The organism is Micromonospora orduensis (assembly GCF_006228125.1).
Taxonomy (GTDB): Bacteria; Actinomycetota; Actinomycetes; order Mycobacteriales; family Micromonosporaceae; genus Micromonospora; species Micromonospora orduensis.
In genome coordinates this window covers 1-12,603 of the sequence record NZ_VDFY01000269.1, presented here as the reverse complement: position 1 = coordinate 12,603, position 12,603 = coordinate 1, and the positions used below count along the sequence as shown (strand labels likewise).

Here is a 12,603-nt window from a genome sequence, read left to right as displayed (position 1 = left end):
GCTCGTGGGCTCGGAGATGTGTATAAGAGCCAGGTTGTGCTGCACGCGTCACCCTGGCGCGGAATGGCCGGGAGACCTCCGCTGCGCCGGACGGGTGGCGCTCGCAGCATTGTGGGCCGCCGGCCGCCCGGGCGGGAGTCCCGGAACGGCCGGCATCGTCGTTCTGTCGGAAACCCGACAGAAGCTTCAGCTGCGGACGGCCTCGACGGCCTCGGCGAGGCGACGGACGCCCTCGTCGATCCGGTCGGCGGTCACCGCCGAGAACGCCAGCCGCAGAGCGTGCCGCCCACCGTCCAGGACGAAGTCGCTGCGCCGTCTGCACCGCGACCGCAACCGGCTTGCCGTCGACGGCCGGGGCGAGCCGGTCGACCAGGACGTCCTCCGGGAACTCCACCCAGAGGAAGTAACCACCGTCGGGCTCCACGAACCGGGCCTGCGGAAGGTGCCGGCGCAGCGACTCGGCGAGCACCCGGGCCCGCTCGCCCAGCGCCGCCCGGACGGTCTCGATCGACCGGTCGATGTCGCCGGAGACACAGAACTGGTGCACGATCGCCTGGGACACCATGCCCGGCGAGATGTAGAGGCTTGTGGCGTTCTTCGCGATGTCGGCGATCAGATCGGCCGAGCCGACCAGGTAACCGACCCGCACACCCGGGCAGACCGTCTTCGTGAAGCTCGACGCGTGCACCACCACGTTGCGGGTGTCCAGCGAGAGCATCGACGGCAGCGCCTCGCCACGGAAACGGATGTCCGCGTACGGGTCGTCCTCGAAGATCGTGAACTCGTACTCGGCGGCTAGGTCGAGCAGCTCCCGCCGCTTCTCCAACGACAGCGTCACGCCGGCCGGGTTCTGGTAGTTCGGAATGACGTGCGCGAGCCGGGGACGGACCCCGGACTCCAGCAACTTGCGCAGCTCGGCCGTGTCCAGACCATCGGGCTGAACCGAGATGCCGTGCAGCTCGCTGCCCATCCGCTGGAGGTTGAGCAGCGTCCGGTCGTACGTCGGGCGTTCCACCACCACCGCGTCGCCCGGCCGGACCAGGTGGTCGAAGAGGAACGCGTCGGCCTGGAGCGACCCGTTGGTCACCAGCACCTGGTTGGCGTCGACTCCGTGCTTCTCGGCGATCCACTTGCGCAGCGGAACGTAGCCGACGGAGGTGCCGTACGCCGTGACCCCTGCGGGGTCGGCGTCGAAGGCGCGGACGGCGGCGGCCTTGAGGCCCTCGACATCGACGATGTCCAGCGAGGGAGCCCCACGGGCGAAGGAGATCAGCTGCTCGGCGGTCATGGATGTTGAGCGTACGGGCGGCGGCGGGGGGCGCGCGGACGGCACGGCGATGTCCGCATCCTGAGCCACCGGGTCGGGTGACCCGACTCCACCGGACGACGACAGATCAGACCGGAAGGGCGAGCGAGTCGTGCTGCGCAGCCCGGGAAAGCCCGTCCAACCGCACGCCGAGCGTGTCCAAAAGCTGGCTCCAGTCGAAGTAGGACCGCCAGGAGACGATCCGCCCCCGGCGGGCCCGCACCACCTCGGCCACCTCCCAGCTCACCTGGCGACCGGTGGGCGCGACGGTGCCGAACGGCGAGTGCAGCGTGCCGGTGTGGGTGCCGCTCCACCGCACCTCCACCGCCGCGCCGCCACCGGTACGCACCGCACCCAGCGGGTCGACCCGCAGGTCCGGAAAGGCGCCGGTCCAGGTGCGCAGGAGCGCGGGCAGCTCGATCGGCCGGACCGTCACGCCCGGCATCGAGTAGAACGCCTCCGGGGCGTAGAGATCCGGCAGCCGGGCCACGTCCCGGTGCAGGAGCATGGCGTACTGCTGCTCGACCAGGCGCTCCGCGTCACGCATCGGACCCTCCCCCACGGGCCACGGCATCTCCACGCCCGTGGGGGATACCTACCCGTCGATGCGCCCCGGCACACCACACCCGGTCAGGTGGTGGCGATGGCCTGGTCCTCCGCCCACACCCGCATGATGTCCCGGACCGAGATCACCCCGGCGACCTCACGGCCGTCCAGGACCACCAGGTGCCGGAACCCGCCCCGGGCCATCGCCGCGGCCGCCTCGGCCACCGTCCAGTCCGGGCCGGCGTAGACCACATCCCAGGTCAGGTGAGCGCCGGTGCGTTCCACGTCGCAGTCCAGACCGGCACCGATGGCCTTCAACACGTCGCGTTCGGTCATGATCCCGACCCCCTCGGAATCCGGGTCGATCACGACCGCCGACCCGACACCGCGGGCCGACATCATCCGGGCCGCCTGGCGGAGCGTGTGCTCCGGGCCGACGACGAGGACCTGGCTGGACATGGCTTCCCGTACCTGCATCACACATCACCCCTTTGGGACGGTGGCATTCGGTACCGCCATCGTGGTCTCTGGATGTTTCCGGGACAAGACCGGGCATCGTCGCGATGCCGGACCGCTCGCTACTGTCAAATGGTGTCCACCGAGCCCCTGCGCTGTGCCGGCGCGCTGATCGTCGACCACGACGGCCGCATCTTCTTCCAGCGCCGCTCACCACACCGGCGCCTCTTTCCCAATTGCTGGGACATCGTCGGCGGGCACCTGGAGCCGGGCGAGGAGATCGACGACGCGCTGGCCCGGGAGATCACCGAGGAGACCGGCTGGGTCCTCTCCCACGTCCTCGGTCAGGTGGGCGAGTACAGCTACGTCGGCGACGACGGGCTGGCCCGGACCGAACACGACTTCCTCGTACGCGTCGACGGCGACCTCGGCCACCCGACGCTGGAGGCCGGCAAGCACACCGAGTACCGCTGGCTCGCCGAGCACGAGATGACCCTGCTCGACGAGAACCGTGACGTCAACGACGGCCTGATCCGGCGGATCGCGGAGGAGGGCTTCGCCGTCCTGCGGTCGATCGGTCTGTGAACACCGTCGAGCTGACGCCGCACCGGTTCGCCGGGCTGCTGGCACCGGCCGTGGACCGGACGTTCCGCGCCGGCATGCTGGCCGGCCGCGAGGGCGGCGGCGCCGAACTGAGCCAGCGGTACGGCGGTCCCACCGGGACCGGCTTCCTGGTGGACCTGCGTACCCGGCTCGCCGCACCGGGCGGCACGGTCGACGGGCCGGGATTCGCGGCGATCACCCGGTACGGCGACCCGGTCAGCGCCCGACGCGCGATGGACAAACACGTGGCGCACGGCATGATCCACCGCCGACCGGACGGCGCGCTCTCCGCCACCGAACGGGGCGCCGCCTTCCTCGCCGAGCTGTACCAGGTGCACGCCGAGGTCACCGAGGAACTGTGGGCGGGCCACGACGAGCGGGTGGCGCGGCTGGTGGCGTCACTCGGCCGGGTGCTGGCGTACGCCCTGGTGCTGGCCGACGAGTCGGGCGACCCGGACGGCTCGGCCTTCACCGCGCTGGCGCCCCCGTACGAGCCGGACGGCACCGCGCCGGGCGTGCTGCTGCTCAACCGGCTGGGCACGCTGCGCTACCACCGGGCCGACGCGCACGCCGCCGCCTGGACCGCCGCCGGGCACACCGCGTCGAGCGTAGCCGCGCTACCGGCCGGCCCCGAACGGCTCGCCATCGAGCTGGAGACCGACCGCCGGGCCGCCGGCCCGTACACCGTGCTCAGCGCCGACGAGCGGCTGACGATGCTCGCCGACCTGGCCGCGCTGCCCGGCTGACCGGTTGGCCAGAGCGGCCCGGGCGCCCGGGGCTATCCTCCAGCGGTGACGGGGAGTCGGACCAAGGAGGATGTCGCGATGATCGGAATGGTCCTTGCGGCCGGGGCGGGGCGCCGGCTGCGCCCGTACACCGACACCCTGCCCAAGGCGCTGGTGCCGGTCGACGGGGACACCACGATCCTGGACATCGCGCTGGGCAACCTCGCCGAGGTCGGGCTCACCGACATCGTGATCGTCGTCGGCTACGCGGCAGACGCCGTCCGCGAGCGGCAGGCCGACCTGGAGAAGCGGTACGGGGTCACGCTCACCCTGGTGCACAACGACAAGGCCGAGGAGTGGAACAACGCCTACTCCCTCTGGCTGGCCCGCGAGTACTTCGCACGCGGGGTGCTCCTGGTCAACGGGGACACCGTGCACCCGGTGAGCATCGAGAAGACCCTGCTCGCCGAGCGCGGCCCGGGCATCCTGCTCGCGGTGGACACCCTCAAGCCGCTCGCCGAGGAGGAGATGAAGACCACCTTCGACGCCGCCGGCCAGCTCACCCGCATCACCAAGATCATGGACGCGGGCGAGGCGTACGGGGAGTACATCGGCGCCACGCTGATCGAGCCGCAGGTCGCCGACGCGCTCGCCGACGCCCTGGAGGCGACCTGGCGGCGGGACCCCAACCTGTACTACGAGGACGGCTACCAGGAGTTCGCCGACCGGGGCGGGGAGGTGCGGGCGGCGCCGATCGGTGACGTCCCGTGGGTCGAGGTCGACAACCACGCCGACCTGGCCCGTGCGCGGGAGATCGCGTGCCTCTACTAGCTCGGAGCGTACTCACCCCGCTACACATCGACGTCCGGCGCGGGGCGGTCGCCGACCTGGGCGCAATCCTGGCCGACGGGCGGATCTCCGCCGGCGGTGACGTTGCGGTGGTGGTCGGGCCGGGTCAGGGTGCCCAGATCGCGGAGCTGATCCGACCGTCACTGCGGACGGCCGACGTGTTCACCGTCGCCGGGGGGACTCTGGACGCCGCCGACGACCTCGGTGGCAAGCTCCGCGCCCGGTCGTACGACGCGGTCGTCGGCATCGGCGGCGGCAAGACCATCGACGTGGCCAAGTACGCGGCGACCCGCCGAGGGCTCCCGATGGTGTCGGTGGCGACAAGTCTCGCCAACGACGGAATCGCCTCCCCGGTGGCCAGCCTCATCACCGACGGGATCAAGGGCTCCTACGGCGTACACATCCCGATCGCGGTGATCGTCGACCTGGACTTCGTGGAGAGCGGTCCCGACCGGCACAACCGGGCCGGCATCGGCGACGTGATCAGCAACATCAGCGCGCTGGCCGACTGGGAACTGGCACGCCAGGTACGCGTCGAACGGGTCGACGGGCTCGCCGCCTCGCTGTCCCGGGCCGGCGCCGAAGCGGTGCTCAACCACCCGGGCGACATGGCCGACGACGCCTTCGTCACCGTGCTGGCCGAAGCGTTGATCTCCAGCGGCCTGGCCATGGCCATCGAGGGCACCAGCCGCCCGTGCAGTGGCGGCTGCCACGAGATCATGCACGCGATCGACGCGCTCTTTCCCGGCACCGCCTCACACGGCGAGCTGGCCGGGCTGGGTGCGCTGTTCTGCACCTGGCTGCGCGGAGACCTGCGCCGCTTCGGGGAGATGTCGGCCTGCCTGGCCCGGCACGGCCTGCCCCGGCTCCCCGCCGAGGTGGGGCTCACCGACGACCAGTTCATCGAGGCGGTCCAGTTCGCGCCGCGTACCCGACCGGACCGGTACACGATCCTCGAGCACCTGGCGCTGTCGCCTACCGAGACGCGGGAGCGGCTGGCAGACTACGCCGGTGCAATCCGCGACCAGCTTGGCTGAGCCCCGTCCCACCGTCGCCGACTTCCACCGGGTGAACCGGGGCGGCGGCCTGTTCAGCGAGTCGATCAGCCAGTGGCTGGGGGCCGTCTTCGCGCTGATCGCCCAACGACTAGGGCTGCGCCCGACCGCGTTGACCATCACCAACCTGGTGCTCGGGCTGGCCACCTCGGTCACCGTGGTGGCGCTCGCCGGCCCGGTCGCCGCCGGTGACGTACCGGCCTGGGTGGTCGGCCTGCTCGCCCTGGTCGGCTGGCAGGTGGCGTACTCCCTGGACTGCGTCGCCGGGCAGCTCGCCCGGGTGACCGACCAGCGCAGCGCTGCCGGCGCTCGCGTCGACGTGCTCTGCGACGTGGCCGCGCAGATCGCCCTGGTGGCCGCGCTCGCCGCCACCGCCGTGGCGCAGGAGCCGTCCACCCCGACCTGGCTGGTGGCGACCTTCGCCGGCACCTGGATGGTCAACCTGGTCACCTCCGTGATGCAGGCCGGCCCCAACGCCGCCAGCATGGTCACCTCGACCTCGCTGCCAATACGCCTGGTGAAGCTGGTCCGCGACTACGGCGCCGTGGTCTTCGTGGCCGCCCTGGTGCTGGCCGTGGCCCCCGCGCTGGTCCTCTGGGTGATCATCGCGTTCACCATCGTCAACGGCGGCTTCCTGCTCGCCAGCATCGCCTTCTCCGCCCGCGCCTCCCTGCGCTGACCTCCCCCGCGGCGCGCCCTGCGCCGGACTCCAGCCCCGCCCCGCGCGTGTGCCGCGCCCCGCGCGTGTGCCGCTCCGCCCGGGCCGGCCCGGGCGGAGCGGCACACGCGCGGGGCGCGGCACACGCGCGGGGCGGGGCTGGAGTCCGGCGCAGGGCGCGCCGCGGGGGAGGTCAGCGCAGGGAGGCGCGGGCGGAGAAGGCGATGCTGGCGAGCAGGAAGCCGCCGTTGACGATGGTGAACGCGATGATCACCCAGAGGACCAGCGCGGGGGCCACGGCCAGCACCAGGGCGGCCACGAAGACCACGGCGCCGTAGTCGCGGACCAGCTTCACCAGGCGTATTGGCAGCGAGGTCGAGGTGACCATGCTGGCGGCGTTGGGGCCGGCCTGCATCACGGAGGTGACCAGGTTGACCATCCAGGTGCCGGCGAAGGTCGCCACCAGCCAGGTCGGGGTGGACGGCTCCTGCGCCACGGCGGTGGCGGCGAGCGCGGCCACCAGGGCGATCTGCGCGGCCACGTCGCAGAGCACGTCGACGCGAGCGCCGGCAGCGCTGCGCTGGTCGGTCACCCGGGCGAGCTGCCCGGCGACGCAGTCCAGGGAGTACGCCACCTGCCAGCCGACCAGGGCGAGCAGGCCGACCACCCAGGCCGGTACGTCACCGGCGGCGACCGGGCCGGCGAGCGCCACCACGGTGACCGAGGTGGCCAGCCCGAGCACCAGGTTGGTGATGGTCAACGCGGTCGGGCGCAGCCCTAGTCGTTGGGCGATCAGCGCGAAGACGGCCCCCAGCCACTGGCTGATCGACTCGCTGAACAGGCCGCCGCCCCGGTTCACCCGGTGGAAGTCGGCGACGGTGGGACGGGGCTCAGCCAAGCTGGTCGCGGATTGCACCGGCGTAGTCTGCCAGCCGCTCCCGCGTCTCGGTAGGCGACAGCGCCAGGTGCTCGAGGATCGTGTACCGGTCCGGTCGGGTACGCGGCGCGAACTGGACCGCCTCGATGAACTGGTCGTCGGTGAGCCCCACCTCGGCGGGGAGCCGGGGCAGGCCGTGCCGGGCCAGGCAGGCCGACATCTCCCCGAAGCGGCGCAGGTCTCCGCGCAGCCAGGTGCAGAACAGCGCACCCAGCCCGGCCAGCTCGCCGTGTGAGGCGGTGCCGGGAAAGAGCGCGTCGATCGCGTGCATGATCTCGTGGCAGCCGCCACTGCACGGGCGGCTGGTGCCCTCGATGGCCATGGCCAGGCCGCTGGAGATCAACGCTTCGGCCAGCACGGTGACGAAGGCGTCGTCGGCCATGTCGCCCGGGTGGTTGAGCACCGCTTCGGCGCCGGCCCGGGACAGCGAGGCGGCGAGCCCGTCGACCCGTTCGACGCGTACCTGGCGTGCCAGTTCCCAGTCGGCCAGCGCGCTGATGTTGCTGATCACGTCGCCGATGCCGGCCCGGTTGTGCCGGTCGGGACCGCTCTCCACGAAGTCCAGGTCGACGATCACCGCGATCGGGATGTGTACGCCGTAGGAGCCCTTGATCCCGTCGGTGATGAGGCTGGCCACCGGGGAGGCGATTCCGTCGTTGGCGAGACTTGTCGCCACCGACACCATCGGGAGCCCTCGGCGGGTCGCCGCGTACTTGGCCACGTCGATGGTCTTGCCGCCGCCGATGCCGACGACCGCGTCGTACGACCGGGCGCGGAGCTTGCCACCGAGGTCGTCGGCGGCGTCCAGAGTCCCCCCGGCGACGGTGAACACGTCGGCCGTCCGCAGTGACGGTCGGATCAGCTCCGCGATCTGGGCACCCTGACCCGGCCCGACCACCACCGCAACGTCACCGCCGGCGGAGATCCGCCCGTCGGCCAGGATTGCGCCCAGGTCGGCGACCGCCCCGCGCCGGACGTCGATGTGTAGCGGGGTGAGTACGCTCCGAGCTAGTAGAGGCACGCGATCTCCCGCGCACGGGCCAGGTCGGCGTGGTTGTCGACCTCGACCCACGGGACGTCACCGATCGGCGCCGCCCGCACCTCCCCGCCCCGGTCGGCGAACTCCTGGTAGCCGTCCTCGTAGTACAGGTTGGGGTCCCGCCGCCAGGTCGCCTCCAGGGCGTCGGCGAGCGCGTCGGCGACCTGCGGCTCGATCAGCGTGGCGCCGATGTACTCCCCGTACGCCTCGCCCGCGTCCATGATCTTGGTGATGCGGGTGAGCTGGCCGGCGGCGTCGAAGGTGGTCTTCATCTCCTCCTCGGCGAGCGGCTTGAGGGTGTCCACCGCGAGCAGGATGCCCGGGCCGCGCTCGGCGAGCAGGGTCTTCTCGATGCTCACCGGGTGCACGGTGTCCCCGTTGACCAGGAGCACCCCGCGTGCGAAGTACTCGCGGGCCAGCCAGAGGGAGTAGGCGTTGTTCCACTCCTCGGCCTTGTCGTTGTGCACCAGGGTGAGCGTGACCCCGTACCGCTTCTCCAGGTCGGCCTGCCGCTCGCGGACGGCGTCTGCCGCGTAGCCGACGACGATCACGATGTCGGTGAGCCCGACCTCGGCGAGGTTGCCCAGCGCGATGTCCAGGATCGTGGTGTCCCCGTCGACCGGCACCAGCGCCTTGGGCAGGGTGTCGGTGTACGGGCGCAGCCGGCGCCCCGCCCCGGCCGCAAGGACCATTCCGATCATCGCGACATCCTCCTTGGTCCGACTCCCCGTCACCGCTGGAGGATAGCCCCGGGCGCCCGGGCCGCTCTGGCCAACCGGTCAGCCGGGCAGCGCGGCCAGGTCGGCGAGCATCGTCAGCCGCTCGTCGGCGCTGAGCACGGTGTACGGGCCGGCGGCCCGGCGGTCGGTCTCCAGCTCGATGGCGAGCCGTTCGGGGCCGGCCGGTAGCGCGGCTACGCTCGACGCGGTGTGCCCGGCGGCGGTCCAGGCGGCGGCGTGCGCGTCGGCCCGGTGGTAGCGCAGCGTGCCCAGCCGGTTGAGCAGCAGCACGCCCGGCGCGGTGCCGTCCGGCTCGTACGGGGGCGCCAGCGCGGTGAAGGCCGAGCCGTCCGGGTCGCCCGACTCGTCGGCCAGCACCAGGGCGTACGCCAGCACCCGGCCGAGTGACGCCACCAGCCGCGCCACCCGCTCGTCGTGGCCCGCCCACAGTTCCTCGGTGACCTCGGCGTGCACCTGGTACAGCTCGGCGAGGAAGGCGGCGCCCCGTTCGGTGGCGGAGAGCGCGCCGTCCGGTCGGCGGTGGATCATGCCGTGCGCCACGTGTTTGTCCATCGCGCGTCGGGCGCTGACCGGGTCGCCGTACCGGGTGATCGCCGCGAATCCCGGCCCGTCGACCGTGCCGCCCGGTGCGGCGAGCCGGGTACGCAGGTCCACCAGGAAGCCGGTCCCGGTGGGACCGCCGTACCGCTGGCTCAGTTCGGCGCCGCCGCCCTCGCGGCCGGCCAGCATGCCGGCGCGGAACGTCCGGTCCACGGCCGGTGCCAGCAGCCCGGCGAACCGGTGCGGCGTCAGCTCGACGGTGTTCACAGACCGATCGACCGCAGGACGGCGAAGCCCTCCTCCGCGATCCGCCGGATCAGGCCGTCGTTGACGTCACGGTTCTCGTCGAGCAGGGTCATCTCGTGCTCGGCGAGCCAGCGGTACTCGGTGTGCTTGCCGGCCTCCAGCGTCGGGTGGCCGAGGTCGCCGTCGACGCGTACGAGGAAGTCGTGTTCGGTCCGGGCCAGCCCGTCGTCGCCGACGTAGCTGTACTCGCCCACCTGACCGAGGACGTGGGAGAGGACCCAGCCGGTCTCCTCGGTGATCTCCCGGGCCAGCGCGTCGTCGATCTCCTCGCCCGGCTCCAGGTGCCCGCCGACGATGTCCCAGCAATTGGGAAAGAGGCGCCGGTGTGGTGAGCGGCGCTGGAAGAAGATGCGGCCGTCGTGGTCGACGATCAGCGCGCCGGCACAGCGCAGGGGCTCGGTGGACACCATTTGACAGTAGCGAGCGGTCCGGCATCGCGACGATGCCCGGTCTTGTCCCGGAAACATCCAGAGACCACGATGGCGGTACCGAATGCCACCGTCCCAAAGGGGTGATGTGTGATGCAGGTACGGGAAGCCATGTCCAGCCAGGTCCTCGTCGTCGGCCCGGAGCACACGCTCCGCCAGGCGGCCCGGATGATGTCGGCCCGCGGTGTCGGGTCGGCGGTCGTGATCGACCCGGATTCCGAGGGGGTCGGGATCATGACCGAACGCGACGTGTTGAAGGCCATCGGTGCCGGTCTGGACTGCGACGTGGAACGCACCGGCGCTCACCTGACCTGGGATGTGGTCTACGCCGGCCCGGACTGGACGGTGGCCGAGGCGGCCGCGGCGATGGCCCGGGGCGGGTTCCGGCACCTGGTGGTCCTGGACGGCCGTGAGGTCGCCGGGGTGATCTCGGTCCGGGACATCATGCGGGTGTGGGCGGAGGACCAGGCCATCGCCACCACCTGACCGGGTGTGGTGTGCCGGGGCGCATCGACGGGTAGGTATCCCCCACGGGCGTGGAGATGCCGTGGCCCGTGGGGGAGGGTCCGATGCGTGACGCGGAGCGCCTGGTCGAGCAGCAGTACGCCATGCTCCTGCACCGGGACGTGGCCCGGCTGCCGGATCTCTACGCCCCGGAGGCGTTCTACTCGATGCCGGGCGTGACGGTCCGGCCGATCGAGCTGCCCGCGCTCCTGCGCACCTGGACCGGCGCCTTTCCGGACCTGCGGGTCGACCCGCTGGGTGCGGTGCGTACCGGTGGCGGCGCGGCGGTGGAGGTGCGGTGGAGCGGCACCCACACCGGCACGCTGCACTCGCCGTTCGGCACCGTCGCGCCCACCGGTCGCCAGGTGAGCTGGGAGGTGGCCGAGGTGGTGCGGGCCCGCCGGGGGCGGATCGTCTCCTGGCGGTCCTACTTCGACTGGAGCCAGCTTTTGGACACGCTCGGCGTGCGGTTGGACGGGCTTTCCCGGGCTGCGCAGCACGACTCGCTCGCCCTTCCGGTCTGATCTGTCGTCGTCCGGTGGAGTCGGGTCACCCGACCCGGTGGCTCAGGATGCGGACATCGCCGTGCCGTCCGCGCGCCCCCCGCCGCCGCCCGTACGCTCAACATCCATGACCGCCGAGCAGCTGATCTCCTTCGCCCGTGGGGCTCCCTCGCTGGACATCGTCGATGTCGAGGGCCTCAAGGCCGCCGCCGTCCGCGCCTTCGACGCCGACCCCGCAGGGGTCACGGCGTACGGCACCTCCGTCGGCTACGTTCCGCTGCGCAAGTGGATCGCCGAGAAGCACGGAGTCGACGCCAACCAGGTGCTGGTGACCAACGGGTCGCTCCAGGCCGACGCGTTCCTCTTCGACCACCTGGTCCGGCCGGGCGACGCGGTGGTGGTGGAACGCCCGACGTACGACCGGACGCTGCTCAACCTCCAGCGGATGGGCAGCGAGCTGCACGGCATCTCGGTTCAGCCCGATGGTCTGGACACGGCCGAGCTGCGCAAGTTGCTGGAGTCCGGGGTCCGTCCCCGGCTCGCGCACGTCATTCCGAACTACCAGAACCCGGCCGGCGTGACGCTGTCGTTGGAGAAGCGGCGGGAGCTGCTCGACCTAGCCGCCGAGTACGAGTTCACGATCTTCGAGGACGACCCGTACGCGGACATCCGTTTCCGTGGCGAGGCGCTGCCGTCGATGCTCTCGCTGGACACCCGCAACGTGGTGGTGCACGCGTCGAGCTTCACGAAGACGGTCTGCCCGGGTGTGCGGGTCGGTTACCTGGTCGGCTCGGCCGATCTGATCGCCGACATCGCGAAGAACGCCACAAGCCTCTACATCTCGCCGGGCATGGTGTCCCAGGCGATCGTGCACCAGTTCTGTGTCTCCGGCGACATCGACCGGTCGATCGAGACCGTCCGGGCGGCGCTGGGCGAGCGGGCCCGGGTGCTCGCCGAGTCGCTGCGCCGGCACCTTCCGCAGGCCCGGTTCGTGGAGCCCGACGGTGGTTACTTCCTCTGGGTGGAGTTCCCGGAGGACGTCCTGGTCGACCGGCTCGCCCCGGCGGCGGCGGAGCGTGGCGTCGCGGTGGTGAAGGGCAGCGACTTCGTCCTGGACGGTGGGCGGCACGCTCTGCGGCTGGCGTTCTCGGCGGTGACCGCCGACCGGATCGACGAGGGCGTCCGTCGCCTCGCCGAGGCCGTCGAGGCCGTCCGCAGCTGAAGCTTCTGTCGGGTTTCCGACAGAACGACGATGCCGGCCGTTCCGGGACTCCCGCCCGGGCGGCCGGCGGCCCACAATGCTGCGAGCGCCACCCGTCCGGCGCAGCGGAGGTCTCCCGGCCATTCCGCGCCAGGGTGACGCGTGCAGCACCACCTGTCTCTTATACACATCTCCGAGCCCACGAGA

15 protein-coding genes and 1 pseudogene are annotated in these 12,603 nt (G+C 71.8%); 8 read left to right on the top strand and 8 right to left on the bottom strand.

Annotated features, from left to right (window positions below; genetic code table 11):
• Positions 1–186 precede the first annotated feature (186 nt).
• The 3 genes and pseudogenes from FHG89_RS29560 to FHG89_RS29550 all read right to left on the bottom strand — a co-directional run bounded on the left by FHG89_RS29560 (position 187) and on the right by FHG89_RS29550 (position 2,329).
• Positions 187–1,288: pseudogene (locus FHG89_RS29560) on the bottom strand (aminotransferase-like domain-containing protein).
• Positions 1,289–1,394: 106 nt separating this feature from the next.
• On the bottom strand, positions 1,395–1,853 hold the full coding sequence (locus FHG89_RS29555; protein ID WP_139587675.1) for an ester cyclase: 459 nt from the start codon (positions 1,851–1,853) through the stop codon (positions 1,395–1,397).
• Between the two features lie 83 nt (positions 1,854–1,936).
• Positions 1,937–2,329, bottom strand: coding sequence for a CBS domain-containing protein (locus tag FHG89_RS29550; protein ID WP_139587676.1), 393 nt, complete (start codon positions 2,327–2,329; stop codon positions 1,937–1,939).
• Between the two features lie 111 nt (positions 2,330–2,440).
• Here FHG89_RS29550 and FHG89_RS29545 point away from each other — a divergent pair, with 111 nt between their 5' ends.
• From FHG89_RS29545 to FHG89_RS29525, 5 genes are all read left to right on the top strand, one after another.
• Positions 2,441–2,893: an NUDIX domain-containing protein gene (locus tag FHG89_RS29545; protein WP_244295981.1), complete on the top strand. Its 453-nt coding sequence runs from the start codon at positions 2,441–2,443 to the stop codon at positions 2,891–2,893.
• Positions 2,890–3,657, top strand: a complete 768-nt coding sequence (locus FHG89_RS29540) for a hypothetical protein (protein ID WP_139587678.1) — start codon at positions 2,890–2,892, stop codon at positions 3,655–3,657. The genes FHG89_RS29545 and FHG89_RS29540 overlap by 4 nt, the downstream gene beginning before the upstream one ends.
• Before the next feature lie 78 nt (positions 3,658–3,735).
• Positions 3,736–4,467, top strand: a complete 732-nt coding sequence (locus FHG89_RS29535; protein ID WP_139587681.1) for a phosphocholine cytidylyltransferase family protein — start codon at positions 3,736–3,738, stop codon at positions 4,465–4,467.
• Positions 4,455–5,522, top strand: coding sequence for an iron-containing alcohol dehydrogenase family protein (locus FHG89_RS29530; protein WP_139587679.1), 1,068 nt, complete (start codon positions 4,455–4,457; stop codon positions 5,520–5,522). Before FHG89_RS29535 ends, FHG89_RS29530 begins: the two co-directional genes overlap by 13 nt.
• Entirely contained in the window at positions 5,497–6,219 is a 723-nt protein-coding gene (locus FHG89_RS29525) for a CDP-alcohol phosphatidyltransferase family protein (RefSeq protein ID WP_139587680.1), read from the top strand. Before FHG89_RS29530 ends, FHG89_RS29525 begins: the two co-directional genes overlap by 26 nt.
• 172 nt (positions 6,220–6,391) lie before the next feature.
• Here FHG89_RS29525 and FHG89_RS29520 read toward each other — a convergent pair whose 3' ends face one another.
• The 5 genes from FHG89_RS29520 to FHG89_RS29500 form a co-directional block, all read right to left on the bottom strand.
• Positions 6,392–7,114, bottom strand: coding sequence for a CDP-alcohol phosphatidyltransferase family protein (locus FHG89_RS29520; protein WP_139587680.1), 723 nt, complete (start codon positions 7,112–7,114; stop codon positions 6,392–6,394).
• Positions 7,089–8,156 carry an iron-containing alcohol dehydrogenase family protein gene (locus tag FHG89_RS29515; RefSeq protein ID WP_139587679.1) on the bottom strand — a complete coding sequence of 356 codons (1,068 nt, stop codon included), beginning with the start codon at positions 8,154–8,156 and terminating at the stop codon, positions 7,089–7,091. The genes FHG89_RS29520 and FHG89_RS29515 overlap by 26 nt, the downstream gene beginning before the upstream one ends.
• Positions 8,144–8,875, bottom strand: a complete 732-nt coding sequence (locus FHG89_RS29510; RefSeq protein ID WP_139587681.1) for a phosphocholine cytidylyltransferase family protein — start codon at positions 8,873–8,875, stop codon at positions 8,144–8,146. The genes FHG89_RS29515 and FHG89_RS29510 overlap by 13 nt, the downstream gene beginning before the upstream one ends.
• 78 nt (positions 8,876–8,953) lie before the next feature.
• A complete protein-coding gene (locus FHG89_RS29505) occupies positions 8,954–9,721 on the bottom strand; it encodes a hypothetical protein (RefSeq protein WP_139587678.1) in 768 nt (255 codons plus the stop codon).
• The gene (locus FHG89_RS29500) at positions 9,718–10,170 is read right to left on the bottom strand and encodes an NUDIX domain-containing protein (RefSeq protein ID WP_244295981.1); all 453 of its coding nucleotides are present in this window, start codon (positions 10,168–10,170) and stop codon (positions 9,718–9,720) included. Before FHG89_RS29500 ends, FHG89_RS29505 begins: the two co-directional genes overlap by 4 nt.
• Before the next feature lie 111 nt (positions 10,171–10,281).
• Between FHG89_RS29500 and FHG89_RS29495 the strand changes: the two genes are divergently transcribed.
• The 3 genes from FHG89_RS29495 to FHG89_RS29485 all read left to right on the top strand — a co-directional run bounded on the left by FHG89_RS29495 (position 10,282) and on the right by FHG89_RS29485 (position 12,417).
• Complete coding sequence (locus FHG89_RS29495; protein WP_139587676.1) at positions 10,282–10,674, top strand: CBS domain-containing protein; 393 nt, start codon at positions 10,282–10,284, stop codon at positions 10,672–10,674.
• 83 nt (positions 10,675–10,757) lie between these two features.
• Positions 10,758–11,216, top strand: a complete 459-nt coding sequence (locus FHG89_RS29490) for an ester cyclase (protein ID WP_139587675.1) — start codon at positions 10,758–10,760, stop codon at positions 11,214–11,216.
• A 106-nt stretch (positions 11,217–11,322) separates the two neighbouring features.
• Positions 11,323–12,417, top strand: a complete 1,095-nt coding sequence (locus FHG89_RS29485) for an aminotransferase-like domain-containing protein (protein WP_139587674.1) — start codon at positions 11,323–11,325, stop codon at positions 12,415–12,417.
• Positions 12,418–12,603: the final 186 nt, after the last annotated feature.

What these genes read in the sequence shown, in the direction of transcription:
- FHG89_RS29510 (WP_139587681.1), bottom strand. Translation starts at nt 8,875, where the DNA reads ATGATCGGAATGGTCCTTGCGGCCGGGGCGGGGCGCCGGCTGCGCCCG.
- FHG89_RS29490 (WP_139587675.1), top strand. Translation starts at nt 10,758, where the DNA reads ATGCGTGACGCGGAGCGCCTGGTCGAGCAGCAGTACGCCATGCTCCTG.
- FHG89_RS29545 (WP_244295981.1), top strand. Translation starts at nt 2,441, where the DNA reads ATGGTGTCCACCGAGCCCCTGCGCTGTGCCGGCGCGCTGATCGTCGAC.
- FHG89_RS29500 (WP_244295981.1), bottom strand. Translation starts at nt 10,170, where the DNA reads ATGGTGTCCACCGAGCCCCTGCGCTGTGCCGGCGCGCTGATCGTCGAC.
- FHG89_RS29495 (WP_139587676.1), top strand. Translation starts at nt 10,282, where the DNA reads ATGCAGGTACGGGAAGCCATGTCCAGCCAGGTCCTCGTCGTCGGCCCG.
- FHG89_RS29555 (WP_139587675.1), bottom strand. Translation starts at nt 1,853, where the DNA reads ATGCGTGACGCGGAGCGCCTGGTCGAGCAGCAGTACGCCATGCTCCTG.
- FHG89_RS29535 (WP_139587681.1), top strand. Translation starts at nt 3,736, where the DNA reads ATGATCGGAATGGTCCTTGCGGCCGGGGCGGGGCGCCGGCTGCGCCCG.
- FHG89_RS29550 (WP_139587676.1), bottom strand. Translation starts at nt 2,329, where the DNA reads ATGCAGGTACGGGAAGCCATGTCCAGCCAGGTCCTCGTCGTCGGCCCG.
- FHG89_RS29485 (WP_139587674.1), top strand. Translation starts at nt 11,323, where the DNA reads ATGACCGCCGAGCAGCTGATCTCCTTCGCCCGTGGGGCTCCCTCGCTG.